This is a genomic window from Streptomyces sp. NPDC059009 (genome assembly GCF_042740175.1).
GTDB lineage: Bacteria > Actinomycetota > Actinomycetes > Streptomycetales > Streptomycetaceae > Streptomyces.
Genome location: NZ_JBHYJB010000006.1, coordinates 214,387 through 235,255 on the forward strand (window position 1 = coordinate 214,387; position 20,869 = coordinate 235,255).

General features: G+C 72.7%; 17 protein-coding genes. 12 read left to right on the plus strand and 5 right to left on the minus strand.

What is annotated here, in order from left to right; translation table 11 throughout:
• Positions 1-62: 62 nt before the first annotated feature.
• The gene (locus ACFWYM_RS08515; RefSeq protein WP_384831979.1) at positions 63-1,301 is read left to right on the plus strand and encodes a flavin-dependent oxidoreductase; all 1,239 of its coding nucleotides are present in this window, start codon (positions 63-65) and stop codon (positions 1,299-1,301) included.
• Positions 1,302-1,525: 224 nt separating this feature from the next.
• Entirely contained in the window at positions 1,526-2,044 is a 519-nt protein-coding gene (locus tag ACFWYM_RS08520) for a DUF1203 domain-containing protein (RefSeq protein WP_384831981.1), read from the plus strand.
• On the opposite strand, the gene ACFWYM_RS08525 is transcribed toward ACFWYM_RS08520, so the two are convergent.
• The gene (locus ACFWYM_RS08525) at positions 1,992-2,945 is read right to left on the minus strand and encodes a LysR family transcriptional regulator (RefSeq protein ID WP_384832120.1); all 954 of its coding nucleotides are present in this window, start codon (positions 2,943-2,945) and stop codon (positions 1,992-1,994) included. The two genes, ACFWYM_RS08520 and ACFWYM_RS08525, sit on opposite strands and share 53 nt — an antisense overlap.
• A 224-nt stretch (positions 2,946-3,169) precedes the next feature.
• Here ACFWYM_RS08525 and ACFWYM_RS08530 point away from each other — a divergent pair, with 224 nt between their 5' ends.
• On the plus strand, positions 3,170-4,345 hold the full coding sequence (locus tag ACFWYM_RS08530; RefSeq protein ID WP_384831984.1) for an MFS transporter: 1,176 nt from the start codon (positions 3,170-3,172) through the stop codon (positions 4,343-4,345).
• Positions 4,346-4,440: 95 nt separating this feature from the next.
• Here ACFWYM_RS08530 and ACFWYM_RS08535 read toward each other — a convergent pair whose 3' ends face one another.
• Positions 4,441-5,457 carry an aspartate-semialdehyde dehydrogenase gene (locus ACFWYM_RS08535; protein WP_384831987.1) on the minus strand — a complete coding sequence of 339 codons (1,017 nt, stop codon included), beginning with the start codon at positions 5,455-5,457 and terminating at the stop codon, positions 4,441-4,443.
• A gap of 174 nt (positions 5,458-5,631) precedes the next feature.
• Here ACFWYM_RS08535 and ACFWYM_RS08540 point away from each other — a divergent pair, with 174 nt between their 5' ends.
• From ACFWYM_RS08540 to ACFWYM_RS08550, 3 genes are all read left to right on the plus strand, one after another.
• On the plus strand, positions 5,632-6,150 hold the full coding sequence (locus ACFWYM_RS08540) for an RNA polymerase sigma factor (protein WP_384831989.1): 519 nt from the start codon (positions 5,632-5,634) through the stop codon (positions 6,148-6,150).
• Positions 6,147-6,956, plus strand: coding sequence for a hypothetical protein (locus ACFWYM_RS08545; protein WP_384831992.1), 810 nt, complete (start codon positions 6,147-6,149; stop codon positions 6,954-6,956). Before ACFWYM_RS08540 ends, ACFWYM_RS08545 begins: the two co-directional genes overlap by 4 nt.
• Positions 6,957-7,085: 129 nt before the next feature.
• Positions 7,086-8,576 (plus strand): M28 family metallopeptidase, encoded by a 1,491-nt coding sequence (locus tag ACFWYM_RS08550; protein WP_384831995.1) that lies wholly within the window; start codon positions 7,086-7,088, stop codon positions 8,574-8,576.
• A gap of 71 nt (positions 8,577-8,647) precedes the next feature.
• Here ACFWYM_RS08550 and ACFWYM_RS08555 read toward each other — a convergent pair whose 3' ends face one another.
• Together ACFWYM_RS08555 and ACFWYM_RS08560 are read right to left on the minus strand one after the other, a co-directional pair.
• Positions 8,648-11,962 (minus strand): S8 family serine peptidase, encoded by a 3,315-nt coding sequence (locus ACFWYM_RS08555; protein WP_384831998.1) that lies wholly within the window; start codon positions 11,960-11,962, stop codon positions 8,648-8,650.
• Between the two features lie 186 nt (positions 11,963-12,148).
• Entirely contained in the window at positions 12,149-12,703 is a 555-nt protein-coding gene (locus ACFWYM_RS08560; RefSeq protein WP_384832001.1) for a CGNR zinc finger domain-containing protein, read from the minus strand.
• 178 nt (positions 12,704-12,881) lie between these two features.
• On the opposite strand from ACFWYM_RS08560, the gene ACFWYM_RS08565 reads away from it, so the two are divergent.
• The 6 genes from ACFWYM_RS08565 (at position 12,882) to ACFWYM_RS08590 (ending at position 19,661) form a co-directional block, all read left to right on the plus strand.
• Positions 12,882-13,331 (plus strand): VOC family protein, encoded by a 450-nt coding sequence (locus tag ACFWYM_RS08565; RefSeq protein ID WP_384832004.1) that lies wholly within the window; start codon positions 12,882-12,884, stop codon positions 13,329-13,331.
• 343 nt (positions 13,332-13,674) lie between these two features.
• The gene (locus ACFWYM_RS08570; protein ID WP_384832007.1) at positions 13,675-14,562 is read left to right on the plus strand and encodes a pyridoxamine 5'-phosphate oxidase family protein; all 888 of its coding nucleotides are present in this window, start codon (positions 13,675-13,677) and stop codon (positions 14,560-14,562) included.
• 48 nt (positions 14,563-14,610) lie between these two features.
• A complete protein-coding gene (locus ACFWYM_RS08575) occupies positions 14,611-15,057 on the plus strand; it encodes an NUDIX hydrolase (protein ID WP_384832010.1) in 447 nt (148 codons plus the stop codon).
• 264 nt (positions 15,058-15,321) lie between these two features.
• Positions 15,322-17,151, plus strand: a complete 1,830-nt coding sequence (locus ACFWYM_RS08580) for a TIGR03767 family metallophosphoesterase (protein ID WP_384832013.1) — start codon at positions 15,322-15,324, stop codon at positions 17,149-17,151.
• A gap of 153 nt (positions 17,152-17,304) precedes the next feature.
• The gene (locus tag ACFWYM_RS08585; RefSeq protein WP_384832016.1) at positions 17,305-18,462 is read left to right on the plus strand and encodes a serine hydrolase domain-containing protein; all 1,158 of its coding nucleotides are present in this window, start codon (positions 17,305-17,307) and stop codon (positions 18,460-18,462) included.
• Positions 18,463-18,488: 26 nt separating this feature from the next.
• Complete coding sequence (locus tag ACFWYM_RS08590) at positions 18,489-19,661, plus strand: serine hydrolase domain-containing protein (RefSeq protein WP_384832019.1); 1,173 nt, start codon at positions 18,489-18,491, stop codon at positions 19,659-19,661.
• A gap of 133 nt (positions 19,662-19,794) precedes the next feature.
• Here ACFWYM_RS08590 and ACFWYM_RS08595 read toward each other — a convergent pair whose 3' ends face one another.
• A complete protein-coding gene (locus ACFWYM_RS08595; RefSeq protein WP_384832022.1) occupies positions 19,795-20,838 on the minus strand; it encodes a hypothetical protein in 1,044 nt (347 codons plus the stop codon).
• Positions 20,839-20,869 lie beyond the last annotated feature (31 nt).

Sequence of the window (20,869 nt, forward strand, 5' to 3'; positions counted from 1 at the left end):
TGTCCGGCCGTCCCCGCGCCGCTAGCATCCGCGCCTCTCGACTCACGCCCCGGGGAGCGGTGATGGGAATCGACGTACTCGTGGCAGGCGCGGGCATCGGCGGGCTCACCGCCGCGCTCAGCCTGCACGCCGCGGGCATCCCGGTCCGGGTCGTGGACACGGTCGAGGAGCTGCGCCCGCACGGCGTCGGCATCACGCTTCTCCCGCACGCGGTACGGGAGTTGAGCAACCTCGGCCTGGCCGGTGAGCTGGCGGCGACGGCCGTCCCCACCGACGAGATCGTCCACTACGACCGGCACGGCAACCGCATCTGGGGCGAACCGCGCGGCCGTGCCGCGGGCCACCACTGGCCGCAGTACTCCGTGCACCGCGGCGCGCTCCAGCTGATCCTCCTGGAGGCCGTGCGCGACCGTCTCGGCGAGCACGCGGTGCGCACGGGCACGGCGTTCGTGCGCTTCGCCGAGATGGAGGGCTCGCTGCTGCGGGTGATCCTGCGGGACGTGGGGCGGGGCCGGGAGTACGGGGTGGGGGTGCGGGCACTGGTCGGCGCGGACGGCCTGTACTCGGGGGTGAGAGCGCGCTTGCACCCGGGGGAAGGCCCACCCCTGTGGAACGGCATCCGCATGTGGCGGGGCGTCACGGACTGGCACCCGGTGCTCGGCGGGCGCGCGGTCGCGGTGGCGGGGAGCAACGCGAGCGTGAAGCTGGTGGTGTACCCCGTCTCGAGGGAGGCGGAGTCGCGGGGGCGTGCGGTGCTCAACTGGGTGGCGGAGGTGCGGTTCCCCGTGGACCACCACGGGGCGGCCGGGTCGGGCCCCGCGGACTGGAACCGGTCGGGCCGCCTCTCGGACGTGCTGCCGCACTACGCGGGCTGGCGCATCGGCGACCTGGACGTGCCCGCCCTGCTGGCCTCGACGCGGCGGATCCTGGAGTACCCGATGGTGGACCGCGACCCGCTGCCCTGGTGGGGGCGCGGCCCGGTGACGCTCCTTGGCGACGCGGCACACCCCATGTACCCCGTCGGCTCGAACGGCGGCTCCCAGGCGGTCCTGGACGCGGCGGCCCTCGCCCACTGTCTGGTGCGGGCCGGGGCGGACCGGGTGGCGGGGCTGCGGGCGTACGAGGCGGCGCGGCGGGGGGTGGCGAACGCGGTGGTCCTCGCGAACCGGGACATGCCGGCGGACCGGGTGCTGCGGGCTGTGGCGGAGCGGGCGCCGGAGGGGTTCGAGCGGGTGGGTGATGTGCTCACTCCTGCGGAGCTGGGGGAGTTGGGGGTGGCGTACCGGCGGACGTCGGGGTGACCTTTCCCCAGTCCCGCCCCTTCCCGATCCGGCGACTCCGTCGCCCCTGGGGCGCTCCTCCTGGGGCTTCGCCCCTAGACCCCCTTTTCGGCCTGGACGGCCTCGTCCTCAATCGCCGGACGGGCTATCCCTATGGGCGCGGGATGGGGGAAGAGCCGCCGGAGGCGAGTGCGACGTCCGGGACCCGCCAGCACACCCACCCCCACCCACGCGACCCTCGACCCATGACCACCACGACCGCCTACACCCCCCTCCCCATCCCCCGGGAAACCCTCACCCAGCTCCGCGAAGTCGACGACGCAGGCCGCCCCTGCGCACCCTTCACAGACCCCGAGGGCGGCGACCCCCTCCGCTGCTGCCTCCGCCCCGTCCGCCCCGGCGAACGCATCGCCCTCGTCTCCTACGCCCCTCTCCGCCGCTGGGCCGCGGAGACGGGAGCCGAGCCCGGGGCCTATGAAGAGACGGGGCCCGTGTTCATCCACGCCGAGGACGCGGGCTGCGAAGGGCCCGGGCCGACGGACGGCACCTATCCCTTCGACCGGCCCGGCGCCCTCCGTACCGTCCGCCGCTACAACGCCCAAGGGCACATCATCGGCGGCCAGTTGGTGGAGATCTCGGCGGAACCCACCGGTCAGTTCGACAAGGTCTTCGCCGAGGCGTTCGCCGACCCCGAGGTCGCCCTCGTGCACGTCAGGGCCGTGGAGTACGGCTGCTTCCACTACGAGGTCCGCCGACAGGGCTGAGGGACGGGGACGGGGACGGGGGCAGCGGTACCGGCACCGGCACCGACTCCACCGCCCGCGCGAACTCCCGCACCCGCTCCGTCTCCCCCTCCCGATGCCACACCATCCCGAGCACCGAGTCCGGCAACCCCTCCACCGGCACGAACGTGACGTCACGGCGCCCGTGGTACTCCGCCGTCGGGCGGCACAGCAGCATCGCCCCGCGCTCCGCCGCCACCAGCGTCAGCCCCTCCTGGAGCGTGCGCACGGCGGGCGCGGGCAGCTGGGAGGGGGCGTGGGCCGTGCGCCAGTAGGGCGGGGCGGGGGATGTCGCGGAGATCAGGGGGGTCTGCGCCAGTTCCGCCGAGGTGAGGGACGCCCGGCTCGCGAAGGGGTGGCGTACCGACACCGCCACCGTCTGCCGCTCCTGCGAGAACGCCGGGCCGAGCACCAGGTCCGGCTCCTCCACCGGCAGCAGCACGATCGCCGCGTCCACATCGCCCGCGCGCACCGCCCCGAAGGGGTCCGCGAACGGGATCTCCACGATCTCCGTGACACAGGCGGGGTGCCGTTCCTGGAAGGTGGTGATCGCCGTCATGAGGCGGGCGTCCGCCGTCCCCTGGAAGCCGATCCGCAGCGTGCCCTCCACGCCCCGCGCCGCCGACCGCGCCCGATCCACCACGGAGGCCAACTCCTCGTAAGCGGGAGTGAGTTCGCAGAGGAAGCGGGTTCCCAGCGGCGTCAGGTGGACGCGGCGGCTCGTGCGCGACACCAGGCGGGCGCCGATCCGCTGCTCCAGCGAGGCGAGCAGCTGGCTGACACGGCTCTGGGAGACGTAGAGCCGCTCGCCCGCCCGGCCGAAGTGCAGCTCCTGCGCGAGCACGAGGAAGCACTCCAGCTCCCGGATCTCCAGACCCCGGATCTCCGGGCCCCGCTCCGGACCGTTCAACGGTCATCCCTCCGTACGCCGTATGCCCTACGTCAGCCGCAGCACCGCGGCTCACGCGATTGATGAGCCTGGCTCATACAAGGATGAGATCTTCGCCGTTGTTCCCCGGGCCCGCGCGCCCAAAGCTGGGCGGCATGGAAACAACCACCCCCGCAGGGTCCCTTCGTGATCCTCAACTCCCTTCAAGCAAAGGGAAGTTGGTACCACTCTCCGTTCTGGTCGCGGCCGCCGCCACCTTCTCCGTCGTCACCACCGAGATGCTGCCCGTCGGCCTGCTCACCTCCCTCGCCGCCGGTCTCGGCGTCACCGACGGCACCGCGGGCCTGACCGTCACGCTGCCCGGCGCCGTCGCGGCGCTCGCCGCGCTGCTGCTGCCCGTCGCGGTGCGCGCCGCCGACCGGCGCACGGTCCTCGGCGTGCTCATGGGGCTGCTCGCCGCCGCCAATCTGCTCTCCGCGCTCGCCCCCGCCTTCGGCGTGCTCCTCGCCGCCCGGGTCCTGGTCGGCGTCTGCATCGGCGGCGTCTGGGCCATCGCCGCCTCGCTCGCGGTGCGCCTGGTGCGCGCGGCCGACGCGGGGCGGGCCACCGCCGTCATCTTCAGCGGGATCGCGGTCGCCTCCGTCCTCGGCGTCCCCGCGGGCACCTTCCTCGGTGAACTCGCGGGCTGGCGCTGGGCGTTCGCCGTCATGGGGGCCTTCTCGCTGGCCGTCGCGGCGCTGCTGCTGCGGTGGCTGCCCGCCCTCCCCGCCGAGCAGGCGGTGCGCCCCGGCGCCTACGGGGGTGTGCTCGGCATCGGGCGGGTGCGGGCCGGGCTCGCCGGGGTGGCGCTCCTGGTGACCGGGCACTTCGCCGCGTACACGTACGTCCGGCCCGTCCTGGAGCGGGTGCCGGGCGTGGGCGCCGGGCTGATCAGCGCGGTGCTGCTCGCCTACGGGGTCGCGGGCATCGTCGGGAACTTCGCGGGCGGCGCCGTGGCCGCCCGTGACCCGCGGCGGGCGCTGCTCGTGGTCTCGGCCGGGCTCGCCGCGGTGGTCCTCGCCTTCGAACCGGCCGGGGGCTCGCTGGCCGCGTCGGTGACGCTGCTCGTGCTGTGGGGCCTCGCGTACGGCGGGGTCTCGGTCTCGGCGCAGAACTGGGTGATGGCGGCCGCGCCACAGGCCCGTGAGTCGGCGTCGGCGCTCTTCGCCGGGGTGTTCAACGCGGCGATCGCGCTCGGCGCCCTGGCCGGCGGCCGGGTGGCCGACGCGAGCGGGGTCTCGCACGTGCTGTGGCTGGGCGGCGGCCTCGCGGGGGCCGCGCTGCTCGTGGTGGCCTGCGCGCGGGAGAAGGAATGGGCCGCGCCCTGCGTCCGGGAGGAGGAGCGGGCCGCGTGAGAGGGCATACGAAGGGGCGGCCACCGCGCATCCGCGATGACCGCCCCTCTCGTACGGGAGCGGGGCTCAGCCCTTGAGCCGTACGGGAGCGGGGCTCAGCCCTTGAGCTCGGCCGCGACCAGCTCCGCGATCTGCACCGCGTTCAGCGCGGCGCCCTTGCGGAGGTTGTCGTCGGAGACGAAGAAGGCCAGGCCGTTCGCCACCGTCTCGTCCTTGCGGATGCGGCCCACGAACGAGTCGTCCTTGCCCGCGGCGACCAGCGGCGTCGGCACCTCCGTGACGACGACGCCCTCGGCGCCCCGGAGGATCTCCGTGGCGCGCTCGGGGCTCAGCGGGCGCGCGAAGCGGGCGTTGATCTGCAGGGAGTGGCCGGTGAAGACGGGCACGCGGACGCAGGTGCCGGAGACCAGCAGGTCCTCGATCTCCAGGATCTTGCGGGACTCGTGGCGGAGCTTCTGCTCCTCGTCCGTCTCGTTCAGACCGTCGTCGACGATCGAGCCCGCCATCGGCAGGACGTTGTACGCGATCGGCGCGACGTACTTGTCGGGCTCGGGGAACTCGGCGGCCGAGCCGTCGTGCGTGAGCTTCGTGGCGTCCGTGCCGACCTTCTCGACCTGCGAGTACAGCTCCTCGACGCCGGCCAGACCGGAGCCGGAGACCGCCTGGTAGGTGGCGACGACGAGCGCCTCGAGGCCCGCCTCGGCGTGCAGCGGCTTCAGGACGGGCATCGCGGCCATCGTCGTGCAGTTCGGGTTCGCGATGATGCCCTTGGGGCGGTTCTTGATCGCGTGCGGGTTCACCTCGGACACGACGAGGGGGACCTCGGGGTGACGGCGCCAGGCCGAGGAGTTGTCGATCACGACGGCGCCCTGGGAGGCGACCTTCTCGGCGAGGGCCTTGGAGGTGGCGCCACCGGCCGAGAAGAGCACGATGTCGAGGCCCGTGTAGTCGGCGGTGGAGGCGTCCTCGACCGTCACGCCGTCGAGCACCGAACCGGCCGAGCGGGCCGAGGCGAACAGGCGCAGCTCGTCCACGGGGAACTTCCGCTCCGTGAGGATCTTGCGCATGACCGTGCCGACCTGACCGGTGGCTCCGACGATTCCGACCTTCACAGGGGTGTCCTCCGTACGCGGGTGCGGCCTGGCGGCCTGGCTTGATGCTCTCCATCATGCGTCTGTCCAGGCCCGGCTTGTCCAATCCATTGTCCGAGGTGCGGGACGCCACATTCGTGGCGAACGTTTCCGCCCCGTGCGGCGTCCTAGGGGAAACGCGGGAGGGGGAGTGCTTTGCTGCGCAGAAAGGCGCGCCGCGCGCAGGCGGCCGATCCGCTGGACGCGGCCCAGGAGGACCGGGTGCGCGCCGTCCTGTCGCTCGGCGGGGTCCCGCACGGCGAGCTGCAGGACGGGGTGCAGCAGGTCAGGCTGCGGCTCCTGGAGCGGGCGGCGCGCGGTCAGGAGGCGCCGCGCGACGTGTCCGCGTGGGCCGCCGTCGTCGCCTCGAACCTCGCCATGGACTGGCACCGGGCCCGCCGCCGCCAGGAGCGGCTCGGTGAGCGCCTGGCCGCGACCTGGCGGGAGGCCACCGATGACGCCGCCGAGTCCCGGGCCCTCTCCCTCGCCGTCGCCCAGGGCCTCGGCGAGCTCCCCGACACCCAGCGCCAGGTCGTCGTCCTGCGCTTCTACGCCGATCTGCCGGTGCGCGCGATCGCCGAGGAGCTGGGCGTCCCGGAGGGCACGGTGAAGAGCAGGCTGCACGCGGCGGTACGGCAGTTGCGGGTGCGGCTGCACGAAGGGGAGGTGGTGTGACGGTGGCCGAGAACTCCGATGCCCTGAGCCCCGATGTTCTGATGGCGGCCGTCACAGGAGAGGCCCTTCCCCAAGACGCCCACGACGACGCCGGGTTGGTGGCGGAGTACGAGGCGGCGGTGGCGGATGTGCGGGTGCTGCGGGAGCAGTTGCGCGTGGTGGGGGACGGGCTGGCCGGGGGGCCGGCGAAGTCGGGTCACCCCGCTGGACCGGTTGCCCCGGGGCGCAGCGTTCGGCCTGGGACGTCCGGCTCATCCCGCCCGTCCGGTTCTTCCTCGGCCGCCCGGCGGGCCTTCCTCGCCCTCGCCGCCGTGCTCGCCTGCGTGCTCGTGGGCGGGCTCGGGCTGCTCATGGCCCGGTCCGGGACGGGAACGGGCGGCGATGACGCCGACGCCGCGAAGAGCGACGGCAAGGCGGCCGCGCCCCGCTCGCCGGGGCACGACAGCGGTGCCGAGAACGGCGGTCAGAACGAGAAGAGGTCGCCCGAGGGCTACGTCGCCTGCGCCCGGCTCATCGTCGAAGGCACCGTGACGCGCGTCGAGCCGCTGCCCGGCGGCGTCCGGGACCGGATCACCCTCGACGTCGCGCGCTACTACAAGCCGGACAAGGGGGCCCGGAAAGTCACGTTCGAGATGGAAGTGAACGTGGACCCGCGGCTCCGGCCCGGGGACCGCACCCTCATCGGCATCCCCCGGGGCCAGCGGGCCCCGGACATCCGGTCCACCGGCAAGGACATCGCCACGACGCGGCTGTGGGTCGAGCGCGCCCTGCCCGGCGCCCGGGGCGGGGGCGATTCCTGCGGCTGAGTGACAAGTCCGTGAAGGCGGCGTTGCAGACCCCGGGAACCGGCCTGAACTGGGGTTTTCCCGGGCTACCTTCCTCGCACCGCGACCGGCGGCGAACCCGCCCCCGGTCCAGCAAGGAAGGACACCTCTGTGCGCTCAACCCGCCGCAGCCGCGCGACGGCCGCCCTCATCACCGCGGCCGTCGCCGTCCCGGTCCTGTTCGCCTCCGCACCCCCGGCAGGCGCACAGGACCCGCACGACCGCCCCGCGAAACAGGGCGCCAAGCTCGCCAAGAAGCTGGTCAAGGCGTCCTCCGGCAAGAGCGCCCACCGCCACCTGGAGAAGTTCCAGGAGATAGCGGACGCCCACGGCGGCAACCGGGCCGCCGGCACGCCGGGCCACGACGCCTCCGCCACGTACGTGTACGGCCAGCTCAAGAAGGCCGGGTACAAGGTGAAGTACCAGTACTTCACCTTCCACGAGTCCACGACCCTGCGCGAGAAGCTCTCCGTCGTCGCGCCGCAGCCCCGCGACCTGAGGACCACGGCCTTCGAGTTCAGCAAGGCCACGCCCAAGGGCGGCCTCAAGGCCCAGCTGGCCGCGGCGCGCGTCGACGAGACGCCCGGCTGCACGCCCGACGACTACACGTCCGACACCTTCACCGGGAAGATCGCGCTGGTGAAGCGCGGCGCCTGCACCTTCGGCGAGAAGGAGGCCGCAGCCGCGCAGGCCGGAGCGGCCGGGATCCTCGTCTACAACCACTCCGGCGACAAGCCCGTCGCGGGCAGCGTCTCCGACCCGTCCCAGGCCCACATCCCGGCCGCCGGGGTCACCAAGGCCGACGGCGAGCAGCTCGCCGCCGACCTGGCCAAGGGGCCGGTCACCGTCAACCTCGACGTCGCGACCAAGGCCAACGAGAAGAAGACCCGCAACGTCATCGCGGAGACCCGCGGCGGCCGCGCCGACCGGGTCGTGGCGCTCGGCGCCCACCTGGACTCGGTGCCCGAGGGCCCGGGCATCAACGACAACGGCACCGGCTCCGCGGGCCTCATCGAGGTCGCCCAGAAGCTCGCCAAGGCCACGAAGAAGAGCGGCAAGCAGCCCGCCAACAAGGTCCGCTTCGCCTGGTGGTCGGGCGAGGAGCTGGGCCTGCTGGGCTCCGACCACTATGTGAAGCAGCTGAGCGCCAAGCAGAAGAAGGCCATCAAGCTCTACCTGAACTTCGACATGATCGGCTCGCCCAACCCGGCGCAGCTCGTCTACGACGGCGACGACTCCGACAAGGAGGGCGCGGGCGCGGGCCCGGCCGGTTCGGCGCAGATCGAGGGCCTCATCAACGGCTACCTCGACAAGCGCGGCGTCCCGCACGAGGGCTACGACTTCGACGGCCGCTCCGACTACGGGCCGTTCATCGCGGTGGGCATCCCGGCCGGAGGCACGTACACCGGGGCCGAGGAGATCAAGACCCCGGAGCAGGCGGCGAAGTGGGGCGGCAAGGCCGGGGTGGCCTTCGACCCGAACTACCACGGCGCCGGGGACACCCTGGAGAACGTCGACCCCAAGGCGTTCGACCTCAACATCGACGTGATCGCGCACGCGGTCGGCACGTACGCGTACGACGTGAGCTCGCTCAAGCGGTAGCTCCTCAAGTACGGCAAGAGGGCGGGCACTTGGGGTCAAGTGCCCGCCCTCCGCGCATGCCCGCTACGGGACTACGGCGTGACCTTCTCGATCACCACGCTGCCCTTGCCCGCGACCGTGCCGCGCCCGTTCAGGAGCGACACCTCGCCGAAGAGCCGGCGCCCCTCGGCCGCCGGGGTCTTGGCGACGACCTCGCCAAAGACGTCCGCGGAGGCGCCGTTGGGGAGGTTCACCGCCTTGTTCTCGTCGACGGTGAGGGTGCCGAGCGACGGGGAGAAGAACACGTCGCGGTAGTCGTACGCGGTCGACCCCGACGGCACCGAGTAGCCCGCCACCTCGATCGTGTACGTACCGGCCGCGGGCTTGTCGAGGCTCACCGACTCCTCCGAGTCGCCGTCCGCCGAGGAGCCCATGACCACGCCGTCCTTGAGGACCGTCAGGTCCAGGTCGGCGGCGGTGTCCGAGACGCCGCCGATCGCGACGTCGAGCCGGGTCGCGCCCGCGGGCACCTCGACCGTCGACGTGGCCGTGTCACCCTGCTTGATGGTGGGCCGGCCGGACTTCGACGAGCCGAGCGAGCCGCCCTTCAACTTGCCTTCGACAGCGGCGAATTGGTTGGTGGCCTTCCAAGTGACGGGGGCCGGGGTGCCGACCTTCGCCTCCGGGACCTTCTGCACGGCCGGGTCGAAGGCGACGCCGAGCGCCGCCACCTCCAGCTTGTACGGGTTGTCGAGCAGCGGCGACGTGCGGCGCGACTCGACCTCGACCTCCCACACGCCGGACTGCGGGTCCGCGTACGAACGCACGTCGGGACGGCAGGTGTTGGCGGGGTTCGGGTAGTTCGGGTAGCAGTTCACGGTCGAGGTCGGGTCGACCGGGACGCCGTACGGGTGGACGGCGATGAACCGCGTCTGGCTCTTGTCCTTCAGCCCGCCCAGGGCGAGTTCGAGGGACTTGGCGCCCTGCGGGACCGTCACGAAGTACGACGTGGTGCTGTTGCGCTGCACCGAGCCGGACGCCGAGAAGGTGTACGAGGGCTTGGCCAGCGGCGTGGAGACGACGACCGTCGTCATGATCTGCTGGTCGACGCCCTCGGTGCGCTCGTCGTCCACGGTGAGGATCGCGCTGTGCAGCCCGGCGGACCGGGGCTTCGCCTGGACCTTCACGGTGACGGGCTTGTTCAGCGGCAGGGAGATCTCGTCCTTGCCGACGATCCGGAACGTGTCCTCGTGGTTGTTCGCGAAGTCCAGCTCGTGGCGGACCGCGCGGTCCGGGCCCGACGTGCGCGTGACCGTCACGTCGTACGTCTTCTTCTGGCCCGCCTTCAGGCCGCCCTCACGGTCGTAGAGACCGGTGCCGGGCTTCTTCAGCTCCTGGTCGAGCGCCGTGTCGACCGGGGCCTTCACCGTGTACTCGTGGGCGCTCGCGCCGTCCTCGATCGCGTCCCAGGCGTCCACGATGTCGATGAGACCGGAGCCCTCGGCGTACGCCTGCTCGCCGCGGATGTGGTGCGCGGTCGACGTCAGGGCGGTGCGCAGCTTCGCCGGGGTGAGGTTCACCTTCGCGCGCTTGGCGGCGCTGAGCAGCAGCGCGGACGCGCCCGCGGCCTGCGGCGACGCCATCGAGGTGCCCTGCAGCATCGAGTAACCGGCGGGGAGTTGGTAGCCCGCCTCGGCGACCGGGGAGCCCGGCAGCCAGGTCTGCGTCGTGTTGATCGCGGCGCCCGGGGCGGAGATGACCGGCTGGAAGCCGCCGTCCTCACGCGGGCCGCGCGAGGAGAACGGCATCATCGCGTACCGCTTGGTCACCTCGGAGCCGTAGTTGGCGGCCCAGGTCTCCTTGGAGATGGCGGCGCCCACGGAGATGACGTGGTCGGCGAGGCCGGGGTCCCCGATGGTGTTGGCGCCCGGACCGCTGTTGCCCGCGGAGATGACGAGCTGCACCCCGTACGTGTCGATGAGGCGCTTGTAGAGCTCGGCGCGCGCGTTGTTGCCGTCGTTGAGGGCGGGCAGGCCGCCGATCGACATGTTCACGATGTCGACGCCGCGCTTCGTGACGAGGTCGATCATGCCCTCGGTCAGCGCGACGTTGGTGCAGCCGCCGGTCCAGGTGCAGGCCCGCGAGGAGACGAGCTTCGCGCCCGGCGCGGCCCCGTTCATGTTCTTGTTGCCGAACAGGGAGTTGGCGGCGGTGATGCCCGCGACGTGCGTGCCGTGCTCCGACTCGATGACGCCGATGTTCACGAAGTCGGCCTTCTTGCCGACCCAGTCACCGCCGTACGGGTCGGTGGGCACGTCCTTGCGGATCTCGACGACGAAGGGCACCCGCTCGACGACGTCCGTGTCGGGGTTGTCCGTGCCGAAGTAGGCGACCTGGTGGCCGTCCTTGTACGGCTTCATCACCTCGTCGTCGGTGAAGTCGTGGTTGTTGTTCAGGTCCACGCGGACGGTTCCTGCGGCCGCGTCGTACAGGACGCCCCAGGTGTCGGTGGTGTCGCCGTCCCGGTTCATGTCGCCCTTGGCGTCGCCGCCGGTGGTGGCCGACTCGCGGAACCGGTTGACCTGGAAGGAGCCGGCCGGGGACTTCCACGTCTCGCCGTCCCAGGTGAAGACGGGGCCGGTGACCGGGTTGGTCATCCGCCGCCAGGTCCCGTCGGCGTCGACGATGGGGTCGGTGGCGGTCACCCAGTCGGTGATCTTCCGCTCGCCGGTGGTGGTCTTCTGCAGCGCCGGGTGCCCGAGGTCGATGCCCGAGTCGAGGATGCCGATGGTGACGCCGCGCCCGTCGGCCTTCGGGTGCTCCTTCACGAAGTCGACGGCGCCGGTCTCGAAGGAGGGGTTGTACGGGTTCTTGGCGGGCGTGTTCTTGCCCGGGGCGGGGTAACCGGCCGCGCCGGAGCGGGACTTGACGCCCTTGGCGGTCTTCGCGGCCTGCGGCTTGGGGTCGTCCAGCTTGATCTCGTGCCGCAGGTCGATGCCGTGCACGGACGAGAGCTTCTCGGCGGCCTTGATGGCGGCGTCGGCCCGGGAGGTCGGGACGGTGGCGCGGACGTAGCCGAGCTTGTCGTGGGTGCGGCCCACGGAGCCGCCCTTGACGGCGTCCAGCTGGCGGGCGACCTGCTCGGTGGCGCCGGGCGCGGTGGCGACCATCATGGTGACGGTCTTGTCGCCGTCGGCCTTCGCGTCGGCGAGCAGCTCGGCGTCGGCCGAACCGAGCTTCTGGGCGGCGTACTTCACGGGCGCCGGCTCGGGCGCCGGGTGGTCGGCGGCGAGGGCCAGGGGGAGCGGGGCTGCGGCGCCGAGCGCGGCGGCCAGGCCGACGGCTATCGCGAGGCGGGCCGTGCGTCTCGCGCCCGTTATGGGCGCGCGCTGGGGATCGGGGGTCATCAGCATCCCTGTACGTAAAGGCGGAAAGGCGGAAAGGGTCCGAAATGCGGGACCAGGTGACCGCATAGCTTTACGTAAGTGACCGCTGCTTGGGGAGAGTTGTCCGAGGCGGGGTGAGGCCATGGCGTACTTCCGCCATGCGCCATCGCGCCCAAGTCGGGTTAATCGGGGCGAAGTTGTATGCGCTCAGCTCTCGCGCGAGCGCGCGTAGTGCCGGGATGCCTTCGCGCGGTTGCCGCAGGCGGCCATGGAGCACCAGCGGCGGGTGCCGTTGCGCGAGGTGTCGAAGAAGTGCAGGACGCAGGCGTCGTGGGCGCAGGCGCGGATGCGGTCGGGCGCCTTGGCGAGCAGGCCGAGGTAGTCGCGGGCGGCCAGCCAGCCGGGCCCCCACGCCGGGTCCCCGAACTCGGGCTCCTCGCCCGGCCCTTCGGGGGTGAGGGTGGCCCGGATGCGGCCGTGCCCGAGGACCTTGTCGACCCGGGCGAGGGCGGCTGCGTCGCCCGGGGCTCCGTCCACGACGGCGTGCAGCGCGTCGCGGGCGGTGAGGGTGTGGCGCAGGGTCGGGGCGTCGGCGGCGAAGCGGTCGTCGAGCCCGCCCGCGGCGAGCCAGATCCCGAGCCCCTCCTCGTCGGCCAGGAGGTCCTGGGCCGCCCCGTCCTGGTTCCAGCGGGTGTTGAGCAGGTCGAGGGAGAGGGGCTCGCCGGTGAGGGGGCGGGGGTCGTGGGGGGTGGCGGCGGGCATGGGGGCTCCCTTGGGTGCGGGGTGCGGGGTGCTTGGGGGTGGGGTACTTGGGTGCGGGGCGCTGCTAACCCCTTAAGGGTACGTGAGCGGTTGACGCTCTTGCTTCATAACCTCTAACCTTCATTTTACTGGTTAGCCACTCCGTGGGGAGGGGCGGCCGTCGACGAAGGGGAGAGCCATGTCTGTGCTGCGCATCGGTCACGTCGGCCTGAATGTCACGGACCTCGACCGCTCGCTCGCGTTCTACCGGGATGTGCTCGGCTTCGCGGTGCTCGGCGAGGGCAAGGAGGAGGGCCGCGTGTTCGCCTTCCTCGACGGGGACGGCGGCGGGCGCCCCACCCTCACGCTCTGGCAGCAGGCCGGGGCGCCCTTCGAGGCCGGGCGCGCGGGCCTGCATCACCTGGCGATCGAGGTCGACTCCATCGAGCGGGTGCGGGAGTTCGAGCGGGCGCTGCGGTCGTACGGGGTGGAGTTCGTGTACGAGGGTGTGGTGCCGCACGGGGAGGGGGCGGCGTCCGGGGGGATCTTCTTCCATGACCCGGACGGGGCGCGTCTGGAGATCTTCGCGGATGCGGGGGTCGTGGGCGAGGCGCCGGTCGCGGCGGCGCCCACGTGCGGGTTCTTCTAGGCCGCTCCGCGGCCTGGCCCTGACCGCTCCGCGGTCCTTGCACTGACCGCTCCGCGGTCCGGATCCCCGCCGCTCCGCGGCCGACCACCCCGCCGCTCCGCGGCGGTCTCCCACCCGCCCGCCCGTATCTCTCTCCCGCGCAGCCGACCTCGGATCTCCGCCGCTCCGCGGCGTGGGTGGGGGGCGGCGCTCTCTCCCGCGCAGCCGACCTCGGATCTCCGCCGCTCCGCGGCGTGGGTGGGGGGCTGCACTCTCTCCCGCGCAGCCGCCCCCGACTTCCCCGCCCCCCCCGCGGCGTAACAGCACGTGGGGGAGCACGCCCCCACGGAAAGGACCCCCCACCATGCCCCTCCACACCCCCTACCACCAAGGCTCACGCACCGTGCAGGACCGCGTAGGGGTCCGGGAAGCGGCCGAGCACGTGGGTCGCTCCATCGGCCAGGGCATCCGCCCCGTCGCCGCCGCCTTCCTGGAACTCCAGCCCCAGCTGGTCCTCGGCGCGGCCTCCCGGGAGGGCCGGGTCTGGGCCTCGCTGCTCACCGGTGACCCCGGCTTCGTCCGGGCCACCGGACCCCACCAGGTCTCCGTCACGGGCGGGCTCCACGCAAGCGACCCCCTCTCCGCCGCCCTCGCCCACGAGGGCGTCCCCGTCGGCACCCTCGCCCTCGACCCCCGCACCCGCCGCCGCATGCGCCTCAACGGCCGCGCCCGCCCCACCCCGCGCGGCCTCGCGATCGAGTCGGACCAGGTGTTCTCCAACTGCCCCAAGTACCTGCAGAAGCGGGACCTCCACGACGGCCGGGCCCTCGGCGGGCCCGGCAGGCCGCACCACGGCACCCAACTCACCGCAGACCAGCGGGCGTTCATCGCCGCCGCCGACACCTTCTTCCTCGCCACCGTCCACGCCCGCGGCGCCGACGCCAGCCACCGCGGCGGCAACCCCGGCTTCGTCGAGGTCGTCTCCCCGTACGAACTGAGCTGGCGCGACTACCCCGGCAACGCCATGTTCCTGACCCTCGGCAACCTCACCACCGACCCCCGCGCGGGTCTCCTCTTCCTCGACTGGCGGACCGGCACGACCCTCCAGCTCACCGGCACGGCCCGCACCGACCACGCACCCGACGGCACCCGCACGGTCCGCTTCACGCTCACGGAGGCGGTGGAGACCCCGGGCGCGAGCCCCTTGGTCTGGTCGCCTCCCGAGTACTCGCCCGCCAACCCGCATCACTGACACGCCCATCGGCACGCACATCCCGCTTATGGGGACTAGCGTCAATCTGTGCAGAAAGAGCTCCGGGTGGCGGCCTACGCCGTATGCGTGCGGGACGGGCAGGTGCTGCTGGCCCGCTGGGTGGCGGGCGACGGCTCCAAGCGCTGGACGCTGCCCGGGGGCGGCATGGACCACGGGGAGGACCCGTACGACACGGTGATCCGCGAGGTCGACGAGGAGACGGGCTATGTCGTCGAGCCCGCCACCCTCCTCGGCGTCGACTCCCTGCGCCGCCGCTACCCGCGCCGCCTGGGCGCCGTCGCCGACTTCCACGGGCTGCGGATCGTGTACGAGGGCCACATCACCGGCGGGGCGCTCCGCCACGAGGAGCACGGCTCCACCGACCTGGCGGCCTGGCATCCCCTGGACGACGTCCCGGACCTGGACCGGGTGGGCCTCGTGGACGTCGGCCTCGAACTCTGGCGCAAGCGACCGGCGTCGGGGCACCAGGAGTAGCCTCCCGCGCACCACCGGGGCACCCCGTACCCCGACAGGTGAACACACCGTGACCGCCACCTCTCCCGCAGACGATTCCCCCATGGCCCTCAAGGGTGCGCACTGATCCACGTACGGTGATCGGCGCCCCCCGTTGCGTAAGCGTTAACCCCCAGCTCACCCCCGATGCCAACGATCCAGTACGAGCGGGGAGTTCGCCGGCCGCACCACGGCCCGGGCCCCCGCGACCACTGCCGACGCGTTCGCAACCGGGGAGACCGCGCCATGTCGCGCATACGCTCTGTCGCCACCGCAACCTCCACCGCCGCCGCCCACTCCGCCGCCACGGCGGCGCGCACCCTCGCCGGTCTCGACCGCCGGGCCTTCCTCACGGCCACCGGCGCCGTCTCCGTCGCCGCGGGCGTCGGCTACGCGCTCGGCCCCGGCAGCGGCGAGGCGGCCGCGGGGCCCGCCGCCGACCCGGCCGTCATCGCCCGCACCCCGGTCGTCGGCGGGCGCGGCCGGCCCGTCTCGGTGCCGCAGCTGCCGTACGAGCGCGGCACCACTCTCCTGACCGTCGCCACCGCCCGCGGTGGCTCCGGCTACCGGCGGCTCGGCGACGGCCCGGCGTGGGACCGGGTGGTCCGCGGGGACCTCGCCGCCGCCAAGCCGGGGCGGGCCGGGCGGCGCACCGCGCTCGGCTCCTTCGTGCAGTTCACCGACCTGCACCTGGTCGATGTCCAGCACCCCTTGCGCTACGAGTACTTGAGGGCGCAGACCGCCAGCTCCTGGCGCCCGCAGGAAGCCCTCTCGGTGCCCGGCGCGATCGCCCTCGTGGAGCGCGTCAACGCGCTGCGCGGCGGCCCCGCCACCGGTGCGCCCCTCAACTGCGTGGTGACGACCGGCGACAACACCGACAACAACTCCCGCAACGAGCTGGAGTGGTTCATGAAGGTGATGAGCGGCGGCCGGATCACCCCCAACAGCGGCGACCCGCGCCACTACGAGGGCGTGCAGGACAGCGGCCTGAAGCTGTACTGGCACCCGGACTCCGCGCTGCGCGACGCCGACAAGAAGCTGGGCTTCCCCCGGCTGCACGGCTTCCTGGAGGCCGCGATCCGCGAGGTCAACAGCCCGGGGCTCGGCCTGCCCTGGTACTCGACGGTCGGCAACCACGACGCGCTGCCCGGCGGCTGCTGGGCGCCCGGAGACCCGTACTTCCAGGAATTCGCCGTCGGCGGGCGGAAGTTGATGAACCTGGACGCCGGCCGGGGCGGCGCCATGTGGGACGCCGTGAAGAAGGGGCGCGACCCCAAGGGTGACCTCTTCAAGGCGCTCCTGAAGAGCGAGGCCCGGCACATGCGCTCCGTCACCCCGGACGAGTCCCGGGCGCCCTTCACCCCCGCCGAGTACCTCAAGGCGCACTTGGACCCGGCCCACAAGGGGCAGGGCCCGGTCGGCCACGGCTACACCGAGGCGAACCTCGCCGAGCGCACCCAGTACTACACGTTCCGCATCAGCGACGACGTCCTCGGCGTCAGCCTGGACACCACCGACCCGGGCGGCCACTACGAGGGTTCGGTCGGCACCGCCCAACTGCGCTGGCTGGAGCGCACGCTGGCGGCCAACGAGAAGAAGGCGGACGGCGCCGCGCACGTCATCGTGTTCAGCCACCACACCAGCAAGACGATGCGCAACCTGCGCCCCGTGCCCGGCGCCCCGCACGAGAAGCGGCACGGCGGCCCGGAGCTCGTCTCCGTCCTCGCCCGGCACCGCTCCGTCCTGGCGTGGGTCAACGGCCACAGCCACAAGAACGACATCACGCCGCACCACACCGCGAAGGGCTCGTTCTGGGAGGTCTCCACCGCCTCGCACATCGACTTCCCGCAGCTGGCCCGGGTGGTGGAGGTCGTCGACAACCACGACGGCACGGTCTCCCTGTTCACCACGCTCATCGAGTCGTCCGCCCCGCACCGCACGGATTTCGCCGATCTCTCCCAGACCGGACTCGCCGCGCTCTACCGCGAGTTGTCCTTCAACGCCCCGGGCGCGAAGCCGACGCTGGGCGGAGACCCAGGTGACCGCAACACGGAGCTGGTTCTCCGCAAGAGGTGACGGGGGACAGCCCCAACACGCACCTGAGGACACCACCCGTCTTCCGCACCGGCCGGATCTCGCCCAACCGGCCCGCTCCCGGGCAACCCCCGTCCCCGCACCGCGAGTCCCTCCGCCCGACCGAATGGATCAGGCGGAGGAAGGGACGAACGGATGAGGGCACGTACGCGGCTTGCGGGAGCGGCCGTGGTCGTGGCGGCGGCGGTGGCGGGGAGTCTCGCCGGGCCGGCCGCCGCGGCGGACACGGGACGGCACGAGGCCACCCAGAAGGCACTGGACGGCGCCGTGCGGGACGGCGTGCCCGGCGTGACCGCGCACGCCGTCGACAAGGACGGGGCGTGGCGCGGCACTTCGGGCGTCGGCGACCTGAGGACGAAGACGCCGCGCGGTGCGCACGACCGCTTCCGCGTCGGCAGCATCACGAAGTCGTTCGTGGCGACGGTGCTGCTGCAGCTGCAGGGCGAGGGGAAGATCGACCTGGACGACCCGGTGGGGAAGTGGCTGCCGGGCGTGGTGCAGGGGCATGGCCACGACGGCGACAAGATCACGGTCCGGCAGCTGCTCAACCACACCAGCGGCGTCTACGACTACACCGACGACCCGGACTTCACGGCGAAGGTCTTCGAGACGAAGGGCTTCCTGAAGCACCGCTACGACACCTGGGCCCCCGGGCAGCAGGTGAAGCTGGCCATGCGCCATAAGCCGTACTTCGCCCCCGGGCAGGGCTGGAAGTACTCCAACACCAACTACCTCCTCGCTGGAATGGTCATCAAGAAGGTCACCGGCCACGACTACGGGGACGAGATCGAGCGCCGGGTCATCAAGCCCCTCGGCCTGCGCGCCACGAGCGTCCCGAGCACCGACTCGACGGTGCCGCAGCCCAGTTCGCGTGCCTACTCGAAGCTGTCGGAGGGCGCGCAGGGCCGCACGTACGACGTCACCGAGCTCAACCCGACGATCGCGGGCCCGGCGGGCGGGATGATCTCTGACGCGGCCGACCTGAACCGCTTCTACGCGGCCCTCCTCGGCGGCAGGCTCCTGCCGAAGGAGCAGCTGGCCGAGATGAAGACGACGGTCCCGATGGGCGAGGACTCGCCGAACGCCTCCTACGGCCTCGGCCTGATGAAGAACAAGCTGCCCTGCGACGGCGGCGCCCCGGTCTGGGGCCACGGCGGCGGCATCCACGGCTCCACGTCCCAGGCCGTCACGACGGGCGACGGCCGCCACTCCCTCGCCTTCAACTACAACGGCGACTGGACGGACGAGGACAGCGTCGACGCGATCGTCACCGCCGAGTACTGCGGCAAGTAGCCCACGCACGAAGGAGAGAGCGACACATGTCAGCACGTACAGGCACGGCGAGAGGACTCGCGGCCACGGCAGTCGCGGCGGCCGTCACGGCGGCGCTCGCGGCACCGGCGGCCCAGGCACAGTCGGCGGGTTCAGCGGGCGCCCACGGGCCGAGGCCGCACGAGGCCACGCAGCGGGCCCTCGCCGCCGCCGTCGGCCCGGACGCCCCCGGCGCGACGGCGCAGGCCGTCGACAAGAACGGGGTGTGGAAGGGCGCTTCGGGCACCGGCGACCTGGCGACCGGCGCCCCGCGCGGCGCGGACGACCACTTCCGGGTCGGCAGCGTCACGAAGTCGTTCGTGGCGACGGTCCTGTTGCAGCTGCAGGGCGAAGGGGAGATCGACCTGGACGACACGGTGGGGAAGTGGCTGCCGGGCGTGGTCAAGGGGCACGGCCACGACGGTGACGGGATCACGGTCCGTCAGCTCCTCAACCACACCAGCGGCGTCTTCAACGTCTCGGCCGACCCGGAGTTCCGCGATCGGGTCTTCAGCGAGCGCTTCCTGAAGCACCGCTACGACACCTGGACCCCGGAGCAGATGGTGTCCCTGGCGATGCGCCACAAGCCGGACTTCGCCCCGGGCCAGGGCTGGAAGTACTCCAACACCAACTACGTCCTCGCCGGGATGATCATCAAGAAGGTCACCGGCCATGACTACGGGGACGAGATCGAGCGCCGGGTCATCAAGCCCCTCGGCCTGCGCGCCACCAGCCTCCCCGGCACCGATCCGACGGTTCCCGCGCCCAGTTCACGGGGGTACAAGAAGCTGTCCGACGCGCCGGGCGCCACGCTGCACGACCTGACGGAGTTCAACCCGACGGTCGCGGGCTCGGCGGGCTCGATGATCTCCGACTCGGCCGACCTGAACCGCTTCTACCGGGCGCTGCTCGGCGGCAGGCTCCTGCCGAAGAAGCAGCTGGCCGAGATGAAGACGACGGTCCCGGCGGGCGAGGGCGGCCGCCGCTACGGGCTCGGCCTCGAACCCGTCAAGCTGTCCTGCGGCCCGACGTTCTGGGGCCACGGCGGCGATGTGCACGGTGCCTCCACGCTGGCGGGCACCACGGCGGACGGCCGTCACGCGCTCACGCTGAACCTGAACGGGGACATCGAGCAGAACAAGGCGTTCGCTGTCGTGGAGGCGGAGTTCTGCGCCAAGTAGCCCGGAGAGCGGGGCAGTTGGCACACAGGTGAAGGGGCGGACCCCGGTGGCAACCGGTGATCCGCCCCTTCACTCCCCTCCTGCCCCCTTCCGGAACCCCGCGTGCGGGGCCTCCGGCACCCCATGGGCGGTGCTATCTGGGCAGCACCACCACATAGGCCGCCGGATCGCGGTCGTCCGAGGCCATCAGCGCGGTCCGTACGACGGCCGCCTGCTGCTCCAGGGAGTCCCGCAGCTTCTTGGGTGTGATGTGGACGACGGTGATTCCCAGTCGCTCCAAATGCTCCCGCTTTCGTGCGTACTCGGACCAGAGGGCGTCCTCGTCCTGGCGGGGCGCGCGGGTGTCGAGCTCGACGGCGACGGCCTGGTCCGGCCAGTAGGCGTCGACGCCTCCGAGGTGCGGCCCGCCGGGCAGCCGCAGGTCCACGTTCCACAGCGGGTCGGGCAGCCCCTGCTCCCGCACCATCCGGTAGAGCCGGTCCTCGGCGATGGCCCGCCCCTCGGCGAGCAGCGAGTCCACGGCGTCCACGACATGGGGCCGGCCAAGGAGTCGCGCGTGGTTCAACTCCTTGACGATGGCCGCCGGTTCGCAGTGCCCGCCGCGCACCGCCTCGGTGAGCAGCCTGCGCACCGCGCCCGCGTCGGTGAGCTGTGCGACGGCGTCGGCGAGGGCGCGCGGCACGGGGGCGACGGGGACGCCGGTGATCTGTACCGCCGTGGGCAGCGCGTGGGTGCGCACCAGGTGGGCGCAGCCGGTGGAGCGCAGTCGCCGGGTGCGGGGCACGAGGACGTCGATCCGGTCGAGGGAGAGCAGCGGGGGCGCGGCCGAGAACCGGTGCAGGGCGAGGGCCGCGAGCCCCGTGATCATCGCGTCGGCGTACGGGGCGTGCGGCTCACCGGCGCCGGGCTGCGCGGGCACGGTGCGCGCCTCCTTGGCCGGCGGGCGCCCCGCGTACAACAGGACGCCGTGCAGGCGCTCTTCGCTGGTCGGGGGGCCGGGGTGGAGCAGGCAGACGCCGGGCAGGAGCTGCTGCCAGGGCCCGTCTGGGCGGCAGTGGGCGGCGGTGTCGGCGGTCGAGATGCCGTGCGCGCGGAGCTGGGCGGAGCTCATGACGCGGCGCTGGGTGGCGGCGAGGTGGCGGAGGGGGAGCGGCGAGAGCGGGGTGTTGTGGTTCATGACCAGGCCATTCCCGGGCCCGATCCGCTCC